Source organism: Caballeronia sp. LZ032 (genome assembly GCF_031451315.1).
Taxonomy (GTDB): Bacteria; Pseudomonadota; Gammaproteobacteria; order Burkholderiales; family Burkholderiaceae; genus Caballeronia.
The window spans coordinates 1334425-1352980 of record NZ_JARUXP010000001.1 but is presented as its reverse complement, the minus strand read 5'-3'; the positions used below and the strand labels follow the sequence as shown (position 1 = coordinate 1352980).

At 63.7% G+C, this 18556-nt stretch carries 21 protein-coding genes; 7 read left to right on the top strand and 14 right to left on the bottom strand.

Annotated elements, in window-relative coordinates; translation table 11 throughout:
- Positions 1 to 40: 40 nt before the first annotated feature.
- The 7 genes from QCE69_RS06365 to QCE69_RS06335 all read right to left on the bottom strand — a co-directional run bounded on the left by QCE69_RS06365 (position 41) and on the right by QCE69_RS06335 (position 4992).
- The gene (locus QCE69_RS06365) at positions 41 to 667 is read right to left on the bottom strand and encodes a DUF47 domain-containing protein (RefSeq protein ID WP_309808186.1); all 627 of its coding nucleotides are present in this window, start codon (positions 665 to 667) and stop codon (positions 41 to 43) included.
- A gap of 223 nt (positions 668 to 890) precedes the next feature.
- Positions 891 to 2279 carry a replicative DNA helicase gene (locus tag QCE69_RS06360; protein ID WP_309929947.1) on the bottom strand — a complete coding sequence of 463 codons (1389 nt, stop codon included), beginning with the start codon at positions 2277 to 2279 and terminating at the stop codon, positions 891 to 893.
- 111 nt (positions 2280 to 2390) lie between these two features.
- Positions 2391 to 2846 carry a 50S ribosomal protein L9 gene (gene rplI / locus QCE69_RS06355; RefSeq protein WP_309808184.1) on the bottom strand — a complete coding sequence of 152 codons (456 nt, stop codon included), beginning with the start codon at positions 2844 to 2846 and terminating at the stop codon, positions 2391 to 2393.
- A gap of 28 nt (positions 2847 to 2874) precedes the next feature.
- Positions 2875 to 3150, bottom strand: a complete 276-nt coding sequence (gene rpsR, locus QCE69_RS06350; protein ID WP_309808183.1) for a 30S ribosomal protein S18 — start codon at positions 3148 to 3150, stop codon at positions 2875 to 2877.
- A gap of 2 nt (positions 3151 to 3152) precedes the next feature.
- Positions 3153 to 3452 carry a primosomal replication protein N gene (gene priB, locus QCE69_RS06345; protein WP_309915708.1) on the bottom strand — a complete coding sequence of 100 codons (300 nt, stop codon included), beginning with the start codon at positions 3450 to 3452 and terminating at the stop codon, positions 3153 to 3155.
- Positions 3453 to 3486: 34 nt separating this feature from the next.
- Positions 3487 to 3858 (bottom strand): 30S ribosomal protein S6, encoded by a 372-nt coding sequence (rpsF, locus tag QCE69_RS06340; RefSeq protein ID WP_309808182.1) that lies wholly within the window; start codon positions 3856 to 3858, stop codon positions 3487 to 3489.
- Positions 3859 to 4008: 150 nt separating this feature from the next.
- Entirely contained in the window at positions 4009 to 4992 is a 984-nt protein-coding gene (locus QCE69_RS06335) for a LysR substrate-binding domain-containing protein (RefSeq protein ID WP_309929945.1), read from the bottom strand.
- 191 nt (positions 4993 to 5183) lie between these two features.
- Here QCE69_RS06335 and gcl point away from each other — a divergent pair, with 191 nt between their 5' ends.
- The 4 genes from gcl (at position 5184) to lysM (ending at position 9599) form a co-directional block, all read left to right on the top strand.
- Positions 5184 to 6959 carry a glyoxylate carboligase gene (gene gcl, locus QCE69_RS06330; RefSeq protein WP_309929943.1) on the top strand — a complete coding sequence of 592 codons (1776 nt, stop codon included), beginning with the start codon at positions 5184 to 5186 and terminating at the stop codon, positions 6957 to 6959.
- Positions 6960 to 7035: 76 nt separating this feature from the next.
- A complete protein-coding gene (gene hyi, locus QCE69_RS06325) occupies positions 7036 to 7836 on the top strand; it encodes a hydroxypyruvate isomerase (protein ID WP_309915701.1) in 801 nt (266 codons plus the stop codon).
- A gap of 44 nt (positions 7837 to 7880) precedes the next feature.
- Positions 7881 to 8789 carry a 2-hydroxy-3-oxopropionate reductase gene (locus QCE69_RS06320; protein ID WP_309915698.1) on the top strand — a complete coding sequence of 303 codons (909 nt, stop codon included), beginning with the start codon at positions 7881 to 7883 and terminating at the stop codon, positions 8787 to 8789.
- A 315-nt stretch (positions 8790 to 9104) separates the two neighbouring features.
- The gene (gene lysM, locus QCE69_RS06315; protein ID WP_309808177.1) at positions 9105 to 9599 is read left to right on the top strand and encodes a peptidoglycan-binding protein LysM; all 495 of its coding nucleotides are present in this window, start codon (positions 9105 to 9107) and stop codon (positions 9597 to 9599) included.
- A gap of 49 nt (positions 9600 to 9648) precedes the next feature.
- Here lysM and QCE69_RS06310 read toward each other — a convergent pair whose 3' ends face one another.
- The 6 genes from QCE69_RS06310 to QCE69_RS06285 all read right to left on the bottom strand — a co-directional run bounded on the left by QCE69_RS06310 (position 9649) and on the right by QCE69_RS06285 (position 15666).
- A complete protein-coding gene (locus tag QCE69_RS06310; RefSeq protein WP_309929940.1) occupies positions 9649 to 10641 on the bottom strand; it encodes an asparaginase in 993 nt (330 codons plus the stop codon).
- A gap of 42 nt (positions 10642 to 10683) precedes the next feature.
- Positions 10684 to 11610 carry a CysB family HTH-type transcriptional regulator gene (locus QCE69_RS06305; protein WP_309808175.1) on the bottom strand — a complete coding sequence of 309 codons (927 nt, stop codon included), beginning with the start codon at positions 11608 to 11610 and terminating at the stop codon, positions 10684 to 10686.
- Positions 11611 to 11671: 61 nt separating this feature from the next.
- Entirely contained in the window at positions 11672 to 12730 is a 1059-nt protein-coding gene (locus QCE69_RS06300; RefSeq protein ID WP_309915689.1) for a sulfate ABC transporter ATP-binding protein, read from the bottom strand.
- Between the two features lie 15 nt (positions 12731 to 12745).
- Positions 12746 to 13648, bottom strand: a complete 903-nt coding sequence (cysW, locus tag QCE69_RS06295) for a sulfate ABC transporter permease subunit CysW (RefSeq protein ID WP_309929938.1) — start codon at positions 13646 to 13648, stop codon at positions 12746 to 12748.
- Positions 13645 to 14532 carry a sulfate ABC transporter permease subunit CysT gene (gene cysT, locus QCE69_RS06290; RefSeq protein ID WP_309808172.1) on the bottom strand — a complete coding sequence of 296 codons (888 nt, stop codon included), beginning with the start codon at positions 14530 to 14532 and terminating at the stop codon, positions 13645 to 13647. Before cysT ends, cysW begins: the two co-directional genes overlap by 4 nt.
- Positions 14533 to 14631: 99 nt before the next feature.
- The gene (locus tag QCE69_RS06285) at positions 14632 to 15666 is read right to left on the bottom strand and encodes a sulfate ABC transporter substrate-binding protein (RefSeq protein WP_309915683.1); all 1035 of its coding nucleotides are present in this window, start codon (positions 15664 to 15666) and stop codon (positions 14632 to 14634) included.
- Positions 15667 to 15924: 258 nt separating this feature from the next.
- Between QCE69_RS06285 and lexA the strand changes: the two genes are divergently transcribed.
- From lexA to QCE69_RS06270, 3 genes are all read left to right on the top strand, one after another.
- A complete protein-coding gene (gene lexA, locus QCE69_RS06280) occupies positions 15925 to 16602 on the top strand; it encodes a transcriptional repressor LexA (RefSeq protein ID WP_309929936.1) in 678 nt (225 codons plus the stop codon).
- 224 nt (positions 16603 to 16826) lie between these two features.
- On the top strand, positions 16827 to 17156 hold the full coding sequence (locus tag QCE69_RS06275) for a hypothetical protein (RefSeq protein WP_309915680.1): 330 nt from the start codon (positions 16827 to 16829) through the stop codon (positions 17154 to 17156).
- A gap of 97 nt (positions 17157 to 17253) precedes the next feature.
- Positions 17254 to 17856, top strand: a complete 603-nt coding sequence (locus QCE69_RS06270; protein ID WP_309929934.1) for a DUF2939 domain-containing protein — start codon at positions 17254 to 17256, stop codon at positions 17854 to 17856.
- Between the two features lie 19 nt (positions 17857 to 17875).
- Here QCE69_RS06270 and QCE69_RS06265 read toward each other — a convergent pair whose 3' ends face one another.
- Positions 17876 to 18385 carry a universal stress protein gene (locus QCE69_RS06265; protein ID WP_309929932.1) on the bottom strand — a complete coding sequence of 170 codons (510 nt, stop codon included), beginning with the start codon at positions 18383 to 18385 and terminating at the stop codon, positions 17876 to 17878.
- Positions 18386 to 18556: the final 171 nt, after the last annotated feature.

Below are 18556 nucleotides of genomic sequence, written 5' to 3'. Positions count from 1 at the left end.
CAGTGAATGGTGTTGTGACTGGAGTTCAAAGCGCCGCCGGTCAGGCGTTTTCCAGCACGATGCCTTCGATGATGTTCGCGACGTCTTCGCACTTGTCGGTGATCGTCTCGAGCAGCTCGTAGATCGCCTTCAGCTTGATGAGCGTCTTCACGTCGTCTTCCTCGCGGAACAGTTTCGACATCGCCGAGCGCAGCACGCGGTCCGCATCCGACTCGAGCCGGTCGATTTCCTCGCAGATCTTCAGGATTTCGCTCGCGCGCTTCATGTCGGACAGCAGCCCGACCGCTTGCTGCACGCGCTCGCACGTTGCCGTGCTGATGTGCGCGAGCTGGCTCGCCTCCGAGGTCACCGCACGCACGTCATACAGCGAAATGGCCGTGGCGACATCCTCCATCAGGTCGAGGATGTCGTCCATCGTCGTGATCAGCTTGTGGATCTCGTCGCGGTCGAGCGGCGTGATGAAGGTCTTGTGCAGCAGGTCGATGGTTTCATGCGTGAGTTTGTCGGCGCGCTTCTCGTTCGCCTGCACTTTCTGCTTGTGCATCTCGGCTTCGTCGAGGTTGTCGATCAGCAGCTCGAGTTCGCGGCTGGCCTCTACGATGCACTTGGCATGCGCGTTGAAGATTTCGAAGAATTTGCCCTCAGTGGGCATGAAACGACCGAACATGAAAATCCCGATCCCGATTAATGGGTCAATTTAAAGACAGACATCAAACTGACATATTGTACCCGTGCGCGCACCCTGACGTCCCGCGCTCATGCGCCGCGAATCGTGACTCGCATCCGGCACGGCAAAGCAGTCGTCATGTCTTGGTGTACGCTCCGCACCTTGCAGGATGCTTGCGCCACGGCACTTGACCGCTTTAATTCGATGCCGAGAGGCAGTGGTCTTACTCGCTGCCGTAGAAGGTCTGCGAGCCCGCGAAATTGTCAAATTTCGTGAACTGGCCGTGGAAGGTCAGGCGCACTGGTCCAATCGGACCGTTACGCTGCTTGCCGATGATGATTTCCGCCGTGCCCTTGTCGGGGCTGTCGGGGTTATAGACTTCGTCGCGATAGATGAACAGGATCACGTCCGCATCCTGTTCGATTGCGCCCGATTCGCGCAGGTCCGACATGATCGGGCGCTTGTTCGGACGCTGTTCCAGACCGCGGTTCAGCTGCGACAACGCGATCACGGGCACGTCGAGTTCCTTGGCGAGACTCTTCAGCGAGCGCGATATTTCCGAGATTTCAGTGGCGCGGTTTTCGCCGCTGCCCGAGCCCGACATCAGCTGCAAATAGTCGACGATGATGAGCCCCAGCTTGCCACACTGGCGCGACAGACGCCGCGCACGCGAGCGCAGTTCCATCGGGTTGAGGCCGCCGGTTTCGTCGATGAACAATTGCGCCTCGCTCATCTTCTGCACGGCGTGCGTGAGCTTCGGCCAGTCTTCGTCGGTGAGGCGGCCCGTGCGCATGCGGTGTTGATCGAGCCGGCCCACCGAGCCGAGCATACGCATGGTGAGCTGCGTGCCGGGCATTTCCATCGAAAACACGGCGACCGGCAGGCCATATTCCACCGCCACGTATTCGCCGATGTTCATCGAGAACGCCGTCTTGCCCATTGACGGACGTCCCGCCACGATGATCAGTTCGCCGCCGTGCATGCCCGAGGTCATGCGGTCGAGATCGACGAAGCCGGTGGGCGTGCCGGTCACGTCGCTGGGATTGGCGGTGTGGTACAGCGTGTCGATGCGCTCCACCACTTGCGTCAGCAGCGGTCCGATCTCGAGAAAGCCCTGCGTGCCGCGCGCGCCGTCTTCGGCGATCGAGAACACGCGCGATTCGGCTTCGTCGAGAATCTGGCGGACTTCCTTGCCCTGCGGATTGAAGGCGTCGGCGGAGATTTCGTCAGCGACCGACACCAGACGGCGCAACACCGCGCGATCCCGCACGATCTCGGCATAACGCCGGATATTCGCCGCGCTCGGCGTGTTCTGCGCCAGCGCATTCAGGTACGCGAGCCCGCCCACTTCGTCGGCCTTGCCGGCCATCGTCAGCGCTTCGTGGACGGTGATGACGTCCGCGGGACGCGTCGCCGCGATCAGCTTGCCGATGTGTTCGTAGATGATGCGATGGTCATAGCGATAGAAATCGCTTTGCGCCATCACGTCGGCGATGCGGTCCCACGCGGCATTGTCCAGCAGCAGGCCGCCGATGACCGATTGTTCAGCTTCGATCGAATGCGGCGGGACCTTCAGCGCGTCGAGTTGCGGGTCTTTGGACGGAGCGTTCATGGGGTGGAATTATCGGACAATGGCCGGGCATGGACAATAAAAAATGGCAGGAGCCATTCAGCTCCTGCCATTTCTGATCCGATTCGCGAGGCGCGGCGCCTCGCGTCAGACTTAGGCGTGCTCGCCGAGCACCGACACCGTGACGTCGACCAGCACGTCCGTGTGCAGCGCCACTTGAACCGGATGGTCGCCGACCAGCTTGATCGGGCCTTGCGGCAGGCGCACTTGCGCCTTTTCGACTTCGGCGAAGCCTTGCGACTTCAGCGCTTCGGCGATGTCCGCGTTCGTGACCGAACCGAACAGACGGCCGTCGACGCCGGCCTTTTGCGAGATCTGAACGGTGAAACCGCTGAGCTTTTCGCCTTGGGCCTGAGCTGCTGCCAGCTTTTCAGCGGCGTTCTTTTCGAGTTCGGCGCGGCGAACTTCGAATTCAGCGATGGCGTCCTTGGTCGCGCGGCGTGCCTTCTTGCCGGGGATCAGGAAGTTACGTGCGTAGCCGTCCTTGACCTTGACGATGTCGCCCAGGTTGCCCAGATTGACGACCTTTTCCAAAAGAATGATTTGCATTTTTGGCTTTCCCTATTGCGTCGTCTGATTAGGCCTTGTGCAGGTCGGTGTACGGCAGCAGCGCGAGGAAACGTGCGCGCTTGATGGCCGTGTCGAGCTGACGCTGATAGTGCGACTTCGTACCGGTCAGACGAGCCGGCGTGATCTTGCCGTTTTCGCCGATGAAGTCCTTCAGCGTTTCCGTGTCCTTGTAGTCGATCTGTTCGACACCGGCTGCCGTGAAACGGCAGAACTTCTTGCGCTTGAAGAGCGGATTTTGTTGCTGACGACGCTTGTCGAATTTCTTACCAGTCGGGCGGGGCATGATTAGTCCTTTCCAATGTCCTGCAATTCTGTGATGTGAAACACCAGGGTTCGTGCGTTACGGCTCTTCTTGGCCAGGAAGCCGATGAAGCGTGTTTCGACGCCCATCGGACAGCTTTCCAGCCTGCCGCTCGCCTCTCCGGCGGCGACCGCCTGCAGTGTCAGTTCGATTTTCCGGGCGATGCCCGCTTCGACGACTTCTGCGGCGTGTTGCAACGTGCAGCTGGCGATCGGGATGCCGGCGGGCGTGTACCGCACCGGTTCGCGTTCCACGACGCTTGCTGTCAGTTGCAGCCGATTCACTTGAACCTTGGTGGCTGTGACGAACTGATTCGCCTTAAGCCTGCGCTTCGGACGGCTGGCTGGCCGCCTTCTTGGCTTCTTCGCGCTGCACTTCCTTCATCATCGGCGACGGGCCGGTTTCGGCCTTCTTCATCTTGACGATGAGGTGACGCAGAACGGCGTCGTTGAACTTGAATGCGTGTTCCAGCTCTTCCAGCGTGGGCTGGTCGCACTCGATGTTCATGCAGACGTAGTGAGCCTTGGCGAGTTTCTCGATCATGTAGGCCAGTTGACGACGGCCCCAGTCCTCGATGCGGTGGATCTGGCCACCGTGCGACGTGATCGTGCTCTTGTAGCGCTCGATCATGGCGGGCACTTGCTCGCTTTGATCGGGATGCACGATGAAGACGATTTCGTAATGACGCATATTCACTCCTTGTGGCGAACTTTTGGATTAAAGCCACCCGGGCGTCGGACCGGTGCGGCAAGTGAGAAGCCCGAGACTATAACGTGGAATGGCGCTTTTCGCAAGCTGCATAGCCTTTTTCAGGCCGAAATCGGCAGTGATTTCAGGCAGTTAGCGGTCCTTGACCGGCGCAGCCGCCGCATGGACCGGCTCGCCCGGCAAGCGGACCGGCTTGCCCGGCAAGCTGGGCGGACGGCTCCAGTAACCCGGTTGGGCGAAGATTTCCTTAAGATAATCAATGAAGTAGCGTACACGCGCCGGCACGTAGCGCTGCTGCGGGTAGACCGCAAGGATGTCGTAGTCAGGCAGTTCGAAATCGTCCAGCACGGTCTCGAGCTCGCCGGATTCCAGTTGCCGCTGGATTTCCCACGTCGATCGCCAGCCCAGCCCCAGCCCTTCCGATGCCCAGCGGTGCAGCAGTTCTCCGTCGTTGCAATCGAGATTGCCGGCCACGCGCACCGTCACGATCTTGCCGTTGCGGCGGAAATACCAGCCACGGTTCTGGCCGCCCTGCAGATTGAACGCCAGGCAGTTGTGGTTCGGCAGGTCTTCAAGCGTTTTCGGCCGGCCGTGCTTCCTGAAGTACGCGGGCGTCCCGCACACGACGCGCCGGTTGCCCGCCAGCTTCACCGCGACGAAGTTCGGATCGACGGCCCCGCCGATGCGTATCGACAGGTCATAGCCCTCGCGCACGAGATCCACGACGCGGTCGGTCAGATTGAACGACATCTGCAATTCGGGCTTGTCGGCGAGGAAGCGCGGCGCGTGCGGCGCGACATGCATGCGCCCGAACGCCGCCGGCGCGGACACGATCAGATGCCCGCCCACCGCGCGCCGCCCGGCCGCAAGTTCGTTCTCCGCCTGATCCCATTCCGCCAGCAGATTCCGGCAGCGGTCGAGAAACGCGGCGCCTTCCTCGCTGACCACGAGTCGACGGGTCGAGCGATACATCAGCTTCACGCCGAGTCGCTTCTCCAGGGCGTCGATGCGCCGCCCGAGAATCACCGGCGACACGCCCTCCTCCAGCGCCGCCGCCGCCAGGCTGCCGGCCTCGGCCACGCGCACGAAGGTTTCGATCTGCTTGAAACGGTCCATCGGTCGTCTCCGGACGGGCACTCGCCGCTCAGTCGCGCCACGTCGTCATTCGATACTTTTTGTTTGGTAAAAAGCGACTCGCGCTGATCTTATCAAACCTTTTTCACAGACTTAAAGTGCATCGAACCCTGCATGAAAAGCAGACAGCCATTTCCCCGAATTCAGTTAGAGCCCCCAGGAAGGAGACAACCATGCCCAAGATGAGAGCCGTCGATGCAGCCGTCCTCGTGCTGGAAAAAGAAGGAATCGATACCGCGTTCGGCGTGCCGGGCGCGGCCATCAACCCGTTCTACTCGGCGATGAAGAAGTCGGGCGGCATCAGCCACGTGCTGGCGCGCCACGTCGAGGGCGCCTCGCACATGGCCGAAGGTTATACCCGTGCGGCGCCGGGCAACATCGGTGTGTGCATCGGCACGTCGGGTCCTGCGGGCACCGACATGATCACCGGCCTGTATTCCGCCCAGGCCGACTCCATTCCGATCCTCGCGATCACCGGCCAGGCGCCGCGCGCGCGGCTCTACAAGGAAGATTTCCAGGCCGTCGATATCGAATCGATCGCCAAGCCCGTGACGAAATGGGCCGTCACCGTGCGCGAGCCGGCGCTCGTGCCGCGCGTGTTCCAGCAGGCGTTCCACCTGATGCGCTCGGGCCGTCCGGGTCCGGTGCTGGTCGATCTGCCGATCGACGTGCAGATGGCCGAGATCGAATTCGACATCGATACGTATGAGCCGCTGCCGGTCTACAAGCCGAAGGCAACCCGCGCGCAGATCGAGAAGGCGCTGACGATGCTCAACGACGCCGAAAAGCCGTTGATCGTCTCCGGCGGCGGCGTGCTCAACGCGGCGGCTGAGGACCTGCTCGTGAAGTTCGCGGAAACCATCGGCGTGCCGGTGATCCCCACGCTGATGTCCTGGGGCGCGATTCCCGACGACCATCCGCTGATGGCCGGCATGGTCGGCCTGCAAACCTCGCACCGCTACGGCAACGCGACGATGCTCGCCTCCGACTTCGTGCTCGGCATCGGCAATCGCTGGGCGAACCGCCATACGGGCAGCGTCGAGGTGTACACGAAGGGCCGCAAGTTCGTGCACGTCGATATCGAACCGACGCAGATCGGCCGCGTGTTCGGGCCGGATCTCGGCATCGTGTCGGACGCGAAGGCGGCGCTGGAACTGTTCGTCGAAATCGCGCAGGAGTGGAAGGCCGCCGGCAAGCTGAAGGATCGCGGCGCGTGGGTGGCGGACTGCCAGCAGCGCAAGCGCACGATGCAGCGCAAGACGCACTTCGACAATGTGCCGATGAAGCCGCAGCGCGTCTACGAGGAAATGAACCTCGCCTTCGACCGCGATACCTGCTTCGTCACGACGATCGGTCTGTCGCAGATCGCCGGCGCCCAGTTCCTGCATGTGTTCAAGGCGCGCAACTGGATCAACTGCGGCCAGGCCGGCCCGCTCGGCTGGACCATTCCGGCGGCGCTCGGCGTGCGGGCAGCCGATCCGCAACGCAAGATCGTCGCGCTGTCGGGCGACTATGACTTCCAGTTCATGATCGAAGAGCTCGCCGTTGGCGCGCAATTCAAGCTGCCGTACGTGCACGTGGTCGTGAACAACTCGTATCTCGGGCTGATCCGTCAGGCACAGCGCGGCTTCGATATGGACTACTGCGTGCAGCTCGCGTTCGACAACATCAATGCGCCCGAACTCGAAGGCTATGGCGTCGATCACGTGGCGGTGGCCGAAGGGCTCGGCTGCAAGGCGCTGCGCGTGCACAAGCCGGAGGAGATCGCGCCCGCATTGAAGCAGGCGCAGGCGCTGGCCGCGCAACATCAGGTGCCGGTCGTCGTCGAGATGATTCTCGAACGCGTGACCAACATCGCGATGGGCACGGAGATCGACGCGATCAACGAGTTCGAGCAACTCGCGGAAAGCAAGTCGGATGCGCCGACTGCCGTCACGCCGCTGGACTGATTCCCCTGCTTCGCCGCCGCGCGTTCGTTGAACGAGCGCGCGGCCTTCATCACTGACCGACCATCAGGACCGAACCATGCCGAAATTTGCTGCGAACCTGACCATGCTGTTCAACGAAGTCCCGTTCCTCGACCGCTTCGCGGCCGCGGCGAACGCGGGCTTCAGCGCGGTCGAGTTCCTGTTCCCGTACGCGTTTTCGATCAGCGATATCCAGCAACGCCTGAAGGACCACGATCTGCGCATCGTGCTGCACAACCTGCCCGCCGGAAACTGGGAAGCGGGCGAGCGCGGCATCGCCTGCCTGCCGGACCGCGTGGCGGAATTCCGTGAAGGCGTGCCGCGCGCCATCGAATACGCGAAGGCGCTGAACGTGCCGCAACTGAACTGCCTCGTCGGCATTCCGACGGCCGGCGTTTCGACGGAACAGGCGCGCGCGACCATCATCGAGAACCTGCGCTTCGCTGCCGCTGCGCTCAAGAAGGAAAACATCCGCCTGCTGGTCGAGCCGTGCAATGCGTACGACATTCCCGGCTTCGCGCTGAACCGCTCGAAGGACGGGCTCGACGTGATCCGCGCGGTCGGCTCGGACAACCTGTTCCTGCAGTACGACATCTATCACATGCAGCGCATGGAAGGCGAACTCGCGGCGACCATCAGGAAGCATCTGCCGCAGATCGCGCACATCCAGCTCGCCGACAACCCCGGCCGCAATGAACCGGGCACCGGCGAAATCAACTACGCGTTCCTGTTCCGGCTGCTCGACGAGATCGGCTATCAAGGCTGGATCGGCTGCGAGTACAAGCCGCTCGACGGCACCGAAGCGGGCCTCGGCTGGCTCGAACGCATCGGCGGCGTGACGGCGGGCAGCGCGGCATGACCCACGGATCCGGACATTCAAGGACACAAGGAGGAGCATCCAGTATGGCAACGATCGGTTTCATCGGCCTCGGCATCATGGGCGCGCACATGGCGCGCAATCTCATCAAGGGCGGCCACGCGCTCGTCGTGAACGGCAAGTTTCCGGTGCCGGACGACATCCGCGCGCAGACCAAGGTCGTGGAAGACTCGGCCGCGGTCGCGAAGGCCAGCGAGATCGTCATCACGATGGTGCCCGACACGCCCGATGTCGCCAATGTGCTGTTCGCCGACGACGGCGTCGCCAAGGGTCTCTCGAAGGGCAAGCTCGTGATCGACATGAGCTCGATCGCGCCGCTCGACACGCAGGAATTCGCGAAGAAGATCAACGCGCTCGGCTGCGACTATCTCGATGCGCCGGTCTCGGGCGGCGAAGTCGGCGCCCGCGAAGCGACGCTCACCATCATGGTCGGCGGCCCGGAAAAGTCCTTCGAGATCGCGAAGCCGCTGTTCGAGCTGATGGGCAAGAACATCTCGCTGATCGGCGACAACGGCGCGGGCCAGACCTGCAAGGTGGCGAACCAGATCATCGTCGCGCTGAACATCGAGGCGGTCGCCGAAGCGCTGCTGTTCGCCGCGCGTTCGGGCGCCGATCCGGAGCGCGTCCGCAAAGCGCTGATGGGCGGCTTCGCGTCGTCGCGCATCCTCGAAGTACACGGTGAGCGCATGACGAAGCGCACCTTCAATCCGGGCTTCCGGATCGAACTGCATCAAAAGGATCTGAACCTCGCGCTCGACGGCGCGCGCAAGATGGGCCTCGCCCTGCCCCACACGGCCAGCGCGCAGCAACTCTTCAGCGTATGCGCCGCGAACGGCGGCAAGGCATGGGATCACTCGGCGCTCGTGCGCGCGCTCGAAATCATGTCCAACTTCCAGGTGGCCGACGAGCCGGCGCAAGCCAAAGCCGCCGCGTAACGCGCGGCACCTGAACCGTGGGGCGTCCCGCGTATGGGCACGCGGGACAAATGCCGTCCTGGGCTGAGGGCGGCAAGTGGGGTCCGAGAGCGGCACCCGGCGTTGCGCCGGGTAAGCCTTGGTCGGTCAGACGGAGTGTCGTCGGGTGTCCGCGTCGGATTGTCATGCATCGATTCCTGCCGCTTGTCCATGAGCGGGGCTGCAACTCCTGTGTTGAAACTCCTGGGTTGAAACTCAGAACTATCTGGTGGTGCGCGCGACTAAACTGCGTGAAAGTCGCAGGCCGTCTCACCACTTCAACCAAGGAGCCAGACAATGGGAATCCTCAGCTTTATCAAGGAAGCAGGCGAGAAACTCTTCGGCGCAGCCACGCCGGCCGCACAGGCTGCGGCGCCCGCCGCGGCGCCGGATGTCGCCGCGCTGAACCAGAAAGCGGGCGAAGCCATCGCCACCTATATCCGCTCGCAAGGCCTCAACGCGGATAACCTCGATGTGAAATACGACGGCGCGTCGCACACGGTCACCGTGTCGGGCCAGGCGCCGGATCAGGCGACGAAGGAAAAGATTCTGGTCGCCGCGGGCAACGTGCAGCACGTCGACAAGGTGGACGACCAGCTGACCGTGCCGAACTCGGAACCCGAGTCGCAGTATTACACCGTCGTGTCGGGCGACAATCTCTGGAAGATCGCCGAGAAATATTACGGCAGCGGCGCGAAGAACGACCTGATCTTCGAAGCGAACAAGCCGATGCTGAAGAGCCCCGACAAGATCTATCCGGGACAGGTGTTGCGCATTCCTCCTGCTGCCTGAGCCTCAGGCGCACACCATGAAAAACGCGAGCCTTGAGCTCGCGTTTTTTTTAGTACGTATCGAATACGCGTTGCAGGTCATTATCGCCTCTGGCCAGCGCCAGCATCAGCAGCACGCGCGCCTTGTACGGGTTCAGCGTGCCCGCGCTGACCGTGCCCAACGCGTCATCCGAGGCCGCGCCATTGCGCATCACATGCCCCGACCCCACCCGCGACGCACGCACCACCGCCACGCCCCGCTTCACCGCATCGGCGAGCGCCTGCGTCAGCGTGGCGTGCATCGAGCCGTTGCCCGTACCCGCCACGACGATCCCCTTCACGCCGGCCGTCACGAGTGCATCGACGCTCACGCGCGACGCGTCCGCATAACTCGCGACGATCTCCACTATCGGCCATTGATCCGTCACGGCGAATTCGCTCGCCACGGTATGCGGCCGCACGGCCGTGCGCTGAAACTCGACGCGTCCGTCTTGCACGAAGCCCAGCACGCCGGTTTCGGGAGACCGGAAGGCATCGACGGCGTAGGTGCTCGTCTTGGTGACATCGCGGGCGCAGTGGATCTGGTTGTTGAACGCCACCAGTACGCCCTTCCCCGCCGCGTCCGGCGATGCCGCCACCGTCACCGCATTGAGCAGATTGAGCGGACCATCGGCGGACAGCGCGGTGGACGGCCGCATCGCCGCCGTCAGCACGACGGGCTTCGCGTGCTTCACCGTCAGATGCAGCAGGTAAGCGGTTTCTTCGAGCGTATCGGTGCCGTGCGTGACCACGATGCCGTCGATGTCGTCCTGCGCCAGCAGCGCGTCGATGCGGCGCGACAGCGTCGTCCAGAGCGCGGCGCTCATGTCCTTGCTGTCGATGCTCGCAACCTGTTCCGCGTGGATGGTCGCAACCGAACCGAGTACGGGCACGGCGTCGAGCAGCTTGTCGACACCCACGACGCCCGCCTTGTAGCCCGCTGTTTTCGAGGCATCGCCGGCCGATCCGGCGATGGTGCCGCCGGTTGCCAGCACGGCGATGCGAGGGAGAGAGGATGGTTTCATGCCGGCGATTGTAAATCAGCCGGCAAGGACATCACGCGTGGCTCACGCCGCTTCGCGCAGCTGCGCGGCGATCTGCGCTTCGTCGAGTTGCGGGGCGAACATCTCGATCAGCCGATACGCATAGGCGCGCAGGAACGCGCCCTTGCGCAGGCCGACGCGCGTCGTGCTCGCCTCGAACAGATGCTGCGTATCCAGCGCGACAAGTTCCGAATCGCGCTTCGCGTCGTAGGCCATCGCCGCGACGATGCCGATGCCCATGCCGAGTTCCACATAGGTCTTGATGACGTCGGCGTCGATGGCGGTGAGCACGATGTCGGGAATCGCGCCGACGCTCGCGAACGCCTGGTCGACGTGCGAGCGGCCGGTGAAGTCCGTGTCGTAAGTGACGATCGGATATTCGGCGATGTGCTCCAGCGAGAGGTTCTCGCGCCCGACCAGCGGATGATCCTTCGGCACCACCACCGTGTGATGCCACGAATAGCACGGGAACGTGACGATGTCCGGATAGCGGTCCAGCGCTTCGGTTGAGATGCCGATGTCGGCCTCGCCGTTGATGATCATCTGCGCGATCTGCTGCGGGCTGCCCTGGCGCAGCGCGAGATGGACCTTCGGAAACACTTCCGTGAACTGGCGAATCACCTTGGGCAGCGCGTAGCGCGCCTGCGTATGCGTGGTCGCGACGACCAGATGGCCGTTGTCCTGATCCGCGAACTGGCGTGCGACGCGCCGCAGGTTTTCGGCGTCGAGCAGCATGCGCTCGATCAGCTGATGCACTTCCTTGCCCGGCTCCGTCAGTCCGGTGAGACGCTTGCCGCGGCGCACGAAGATATCGACGCCGAGTTCGTCCTCGAGGTCCTTGATCTGTTTCGACACGCCCGATTGCGACGTGTACAGCACGTTGGCCACTTCCGTCAGATTCATGTTCTGACGCACGGCCTCGCGCACGAAACGCAGTTGCTGGAAGTTCATGGGAGTCTCTCCGTGATGCTTTTTGTCGCTTGTTCTGTGTGTTTCTGTGTATTTCTGTTTGTCATTGCGCCGGAAACACGCGCAGCGAGCGCGGCACCGCGGTCACGCCGTCGCCGACCTCGAGCCGCAGCGCGCGCCAGGCCTCGCGATCCAGCTCCGCTTCGATCACGCCGCCCGCGCTGCCTTCCAGCTCCACACGCACCGAACCGCCGAGCGTCACGACGCGCCGCACGCCGACCGTGATGCCGTCGCGATGCGCGCCGTCCGCCGGATACAGCGCGAGATCGTGCGGCCGGACGTAAGCGAGCGCGCGGCCGCTGAAATGGGCCTGCGCGGCGATCGGGCTCGCGGCGCCGTCGGCGGTGAAGCCGTTGGCATCGACCTGCCCTTGCAGGCGGTTCGCCGCGCCGAGAAACTCGTAGACGAACGAAGTCTGCGGATGATCGTACACGTCCTGCGGACTGCCGACCTGCTCCACGCGGCCGTGATTCATCACGACGATGCGGTCCGCCACCTCCAGCGCTTCTTCCTGGTCGTGCGTGACGAACAGCGTCGAGATATGCAGGTCGTCGTGCAGGCGCCGCAGCCAGCTGCGCAGTTCCTTGCGCACCTTGGCATCGAGCGCGCCGAACGGTTCGTCGAGCAGCAGGACCTTCGGCTCGACAGCCAGCGCCCGCGCCAATGCAATGCGCTGCCGCTGTCCGCCCGACAGCTCCGAAGGAAAGCGTTCCGCGAGCCAGTCGAGCTGCACGAGCTTGAGCAGTTCATGCACCTTCTCGCGGATCACGGCTTCGCTCGGGCGCTCGCGGCGCGGCTTCACGCGCAGGCCGAACGCGACGTTCTCGAACACCGTCATGTGACGGAACAGCGCGTAATGCTGGAACACGAAGCCGACCTGGCGCTCGCGGGCGCCCACTTCCGCGACGTCCTCGCCATGCAGGACGACCTGCCCTGCATCGGCGAATTCGAGGCCCGCGATGACCCGCAGCAGCGTGGTCTTGCCGCAGCCCGACGGCCCGAGCAGCGCGACCAGTTCGCCGGCGGGAAAGTCCAGCGAGACCTGGTCGAGCGCGGTGAAATCGCCGAAGCGTTTTTGCAGATTGCGAACGATGATGCTCATGATGATGTCGGCCTGTCAGTTCTGTGCGGTGGCGGAGGCTTTGGCTTCGCTCACGGACTGCGTCATGCGCCGCTCCGCGAGGAGCTTGAGCGCGAGCGTCACGAGCGCGAGCAGCGCAAGCAGCGACGCCACCGCGAACGCCGCCGAGAAGTTGTATTCGTTGTAGAGGATTTCGACGTGCAGCGGCATGGTGTCGGTCTGGCCGCGAATGTGCCCGGAGACCACCGACACCGCGCCGAATTCGCCCATGGCGCGCGCGTTGCAGAGGATCACGCCGTACAGCAGGCCCCACTTCACGTTGGGCAGGGTCACGCGGCGGAAGATCTGCCAGCCCGATGCGCCCAGCACGTGCGCTGCTTCTTCTTCGTCGTTGCCCTGCGCCTGCATCAGCGGGATCAGTTCACGCGCGACGAACGGAAACGTCACGAAGATGGTCGCGAGCACAATGCCCGGCACCGCGAAGATGATCTGCACGTCGTGCGCGGCGAGCCACGGACCGAACCAGCCCTGGGCGCCGAACATCAGCACGTAGATAAGGCCGGAGATTACCGGCGACACCGAGAACGGCAGATCGATCAGCGTCGTCAGCAGCGCCTTGCCGCGAAACTCGAACTTCGCGATGGCCCACGAAGCCGCCAGCCCGAACCCGAGATTGAGCGGCACGGCGATCGCGGCGGTGAGGAGCGTCAGCTTGATCGCGGACCACGCATCCGGGTCCTTCAGCGACTCGAAGTAATAGTCGAGGCCCTTGGCGAAGGCCTGCGCGAACACGGCGGCGAGCGGCACCACGAGAAAGAACGCGAGGAACGCGAGCGCGATGCCCGTCAGCAGCCAGCGCACCGCGCGCGGCTCGGTGACGGGATTGAGCGTGTGTGTCTCGCGCTGCGACGAGGTTTGCAATGGCAGGACCTTGCTCATGCCGGTTCTCCTGCCGTCGCCTGCGCGACCTGTGCCGGCGCCGCGCCGGTCTTGCTCGTGCGCCGTTGCAGGAACCACTGCAAGGTGTTGATGAGCAGCAGCATCAGGAACGACACGCACAGCATCACGACGGCGAGCGCGGTGGCGCCGGCATAGTCGTATTGTTCGAGCTTGGTGATGATGAGGAGGGACGTGATCTCGGACTTCATCGGCACGTTGCCGGCGATGAAAATCACCGAGCCGTATTCGCCGAGCGCACGCGCGAACGCGAGCGCGAAGCCCGTCAGCAAGGCGGGCAACAGCGACGGCAGCACCACCCGGCGGAACGTCAGCCAGCGCGACGCGCCGAGGCACGCGGCGGCTTCCTCCTGCTCGCGCTCGAAGTCCTCCAGCACCGGCTGCACCGTCCGCACGACGAACGGCAAGCCGATGAACGTCAGCGCGACCAGCACGCCGAGCGGCGTGAAGGCGACCTTGATGCCGAGCGGCGCGAGATACTGGCCCACCCAGCCGTTGCTCGCATAGACCGCGGCGAGCGAGATGCCCGCGACCGACGTGGGCAGCGCGAACGGCAGGTCGACGATGGCATCGACGATGCGCTTGAACGGGAAGGTGTAGCGCACCAGCACCCACGCGACGAGAAAGCCGAACACGGCGTTGATGAGCGCGCCGCCGAGCGCCGCGCTGAAAGTCAGCCGGTACGAGGCCAGCACGCGCGGCGACGTGACCGCGCGGACGAATTGGGCCCAGTCGAGCGTCGCGGTCTTCGCGAAGGTGGCCGCAAGCGGAATCAGCACCACGAGGCTCAGATAAGCCAGCGTGATGCCGAGGGTCAGGCCGAAGCCGGGCAAGGCGCTCGGCTTCCTGAATGTGAGGGTCGTCATCCTTGAGTCTTCCTTTTGCGCCGGGGGAGGCGCGTGCTGCCGGGTACTGCATGAACGACGCGCGGCGTCATGAGTGCGCCGCGTCGCCGGGACCCGTCCTTACTGCGGCTGATAGATCGAGTCGAACACGCCGCCGTCGGCAAAGTGCGTCTTCTGCGCCTTGGCCCAGCCGCCGAACGTATCGTCGATGGTGTAAAGCTTCAGCTTCGGAAACTGCTTCGTGAGCTCGGCCGGCACCGTCTTCGAACGCGGCCGATAGAAATTGCGCGCGGCAATCTGCTGGCCTTCGTCGCTATACAGATACTTGAGATACGCCTCGGCGAGCTTGCGGGTGCCGTGCTTGTCGACGACCTTGTCCACCACCGCGACCGGCGGCTCCGCCAGGATGCTCACCGACGGCACCACGATCTCGAATTTCTCCGGACCGAACTCCTTCAGCGACAGAAACGCCTCGTTCTCCCACGCGATCAGCACGTCGCCCTGACCGCGCTGCACGAAGCTCGTCGTTGCGCCGCGCGCGCCGGAATCGAGCACGCCTGCATTCTTGTAGAGCTTCGTCACGAAGTCCTTCGCGGTCTGCTCGTTGCCGCCCGGCTTGTGCTGCGCATACGCCCACGCGGCCAGGTAGTTCCAGCGCGCGCCGCCCGAGGTCTTGGGATTCGGCGTAACGATGGACACGCCCGGCTTCGCCAGGTCGTCCCAGTCCTTGATGTGCTTCGGATTGCCCTTGCGCACCAGGAACACGATGGTCGAGGTGTACGGCGAGGCATTGTCCGGCAGACGTTTCTGCCAGTCCGCGTTGACGAGGCCCTTGCCCGCGAGGGCGTCGATGTCGTACGCCAGCGCGAGGGTGACGACATCGGCCTGCAGGCCGTCGAGGACCGCGCGCGCCTGGCCGCCGGAGCCGCCGTGGGACTGCTTGAAGGTGACGGTCTCGCCCGTCTCGGCCTTCCACTTCTTCGCGAAGGCCTGATTGAAGTCCTGATAGAGCTCGCGCGTCGGATCGTAGGACACGTTCAGGAACGATGTCTCCGCGCTCGCGGACGCCGCCATGCCGATGCCCGCCGCTGTCAGCGCAGCCGCCGCGAGCAGGCGTCGCGCGCCCCGACCCAATCCCCATTTCAAGCTTTGCATTCCCCGTTCTCCGTCTTATCGAATTGACGGAATCAGTCTAACGACGCGTCTATATGATTAGAAATAATCGTTTGTCACTTTTTTATACGTGAAACTGCTAAGAAGCTTATTCCTCTACGTAGAAAGGGTGGCTGGGGCTCGAACGTGCTCGCTGCGGGCCTGCACAACCGAACTTAAAGTAAAGCTTGAAAAGCGCGGAATACTGTATAAAAATACAGTCACCTGTCCATCCATACAGTGCCCCAGGGGTCCGAGCCAGTGAACAAGACATCCAAACTCACCGCGCGGCAGCAGCAGGTGTTCGAGCTGATCCAGCGCGCGATCGAGCGTACGGGCTTCCCGCCCACGCGCGCGGAGATCGCCGCCGAACTCGGCTTCAGTTCGGCCAATTCGGCCGAGGAGCATTTGCGGGCGCTGGCGCGCAAGGGCGTGATCGAACTCGCGGCGGGCTCGTCGCGCGGCATTCGCCTGCTGAGCGACTCAGCGCGCATCGAGCGGCCGGAAGACGTGCCGCATCAGTTCACGCTGCCGCATGCGAGCATCATGCAGCTTTCGCTGCCGCTGGTCGGCCGGGTCGCGGCCGGTAGTCCCATCCTCGCGCAGGAGCACATCTCGCAGCACTACGCCTGCGACCCTGCACTGTTTTCGAGCAAGCCGGACTACCTGCTGAAGGTACGCGGGCTGTCCATGCGCGACGCGGGCATTCTCGACGGCGACCTGCTGGCCGTGCAGAAGCGCACCGAAGCGAAGGACGGGCAAATCGTGGTCGCGCGTCTGGGCGACGACGTGACGGTGAAGCGCTGGAAGCGTCATCGCGATGGCGTCGAACTGATCGCCGAAAATCCGGACTACGAGAACATTTTCGTGCGCTCCGGCAGCGGCGAGTTTGCGCTCGAAGGCATCGCGGTCGGCCTGATTCGCTCCGGCGAGCTCTGATATTCCGGCATACGCGGTGGTGAGCTTGGTGAGACCAAGCCTCAGAAAAGATTGAAAGTTTTTATGTTCCGCCTGTCTCACTGAGACAAGAAATGTCCTGGTAATAGCGGAATATCAACTCACCAACCGCAGCGACGCTCACCCGGGCGTTCAACCGAAAAAACCAGCATGACGGCCACCGTTCGCGGTGGGCCGCTGTGCGCCCTATCGTCTGGAGAGTCACCATGGAACGTTTCGCCCGCTTGTTGCCCTTCCGCCAATTCGGCCGTCTGCGTCATCTGCGCACGCTGATTTCGTGCGGCATGCCGCGCGCCGAAACCACGCCGGATCTCTTCGAGACGGACATGCCCGCACTGCCGTCGCGTCAGCCGGCGTTTGCGCGGGTTTCGCTGAACAGCGGCGTGCATGCGGAAGCAGCCGAACGCGCGCCGGTGCGCGTGTATCGCGGACAATCGCGCGTGATCCTGGTCGGCAAGATCGATGAAGTGTCGCGCATGATCGACCGCTGCATCGCGGAGGAAAGCGCCGGGCTGGCGGGCGGGATCCTCGCGTAAGCGGGTCCCGGCAGACGCCGATTTCGGGTTCGCGGGATTTATCGGGCCCTTGCGCGGTCAATCGGGATTCACGTTCCGCGCGAGGCCCTTTCACCGCATGTCCCGCACTACCCGCTCCATCCTGACCGCGCTCGTCGTCCTGATCGTCATCGGACTGCTGAGCTATATCTATGCATCGCCCTACATCGCGTTGAATCGCCTCAAGCGCGCAGCCGATGCGCGCGACGCGCAGACGGTCAATGAATACGTCGATTATCCCGCGCTGCGCGCGAGCCTCAAGGAGCAAGTCGCCGCCTTGCTCACGCGGCGTGTGGACATCCAGAAAAGCGGAAATCCGCTCGCCATCATCGGCGCGATGATCGGCGCGGCGGTCGTCGGTCCGCTGGTGGACACCTATGCCACGCCTGACGGCGTCGCGGCCATTCTCAACGGCATCCCGCCGCGCGGCACCCCCGGCGAACGCCCGCCGCCGGCCGGAACGAACGAGGCGGCGGTTTCATCCGCAGCACCGGCATCGGGCAGCGCCGCCCCGACACCCGAAGCCGCGCCGAAACCGCCTGCCACCACCGCGGGCTATCGCGACTTGAATACCTTCGCCGTGACCTATCAGCACGGCGCCGGCGACGCCCGTTACTCGGCCATCTTTCATCGCGATGGCCTCGTGTCATGGAAGCTCGTCGCGGTGAATCTGGACGGCTGAGGCGTTTCTGAAGCGTCGTTCAGGCGCCCGCTTCCGCCTTCACAGGCCGGGCCGCCATGGCGGCCTCTTCTTCCGCCTCGGTCGACTCACCCGCCTGACACACGGCGACCAGAATGCTGCACTTCACGCGATCGAGCAGCGGCGTGTTGCCCGCGCCCATCCACCAGCGCGCGAGTCCATTGCGGCAGCGGTGCCCGACGACCACCAGATCCACGTTCAGCTGTTCGGCGAGCGCCGCAATCTCGTCGATCGGATGGCCGAACGCGAAGTGTCCCTGCGCCGGCAAACCGCGTTCGCGCAACCAGTCGACGCCTTCCTGAAGGATGTCGCGCGCGGCATCCTCGAAGCGGCCACAGGCCATGTCGGTGAGCAGCCCGGCGCTCTGTGCGATGCTCGAGCGCATGTCGACGACGGCCAGAATGTGCGTTTCCGCCTTCAGGTCGAGCGCGAGATTCGCGCCCTGACGCAGCGCCTTGCGGCCCTCTCTGGAGCCGTCATAGCACAGCAGGATTTTTCGATAGCTATCCATCTTGACCTCCCTGGCCAGACTTGCCCTTGACGCCTGCGCTCCGGACCGGAACGAGGCGTGTGATGGCAATGCGATTTCCCGTGGTGTCGCATCTTCATGATCGTGTGTCCCCCGGGGCGTCACAACGGTGGAAAACGCTAACCGGATGCGTGCGCCGTGCATGCTAGCTGG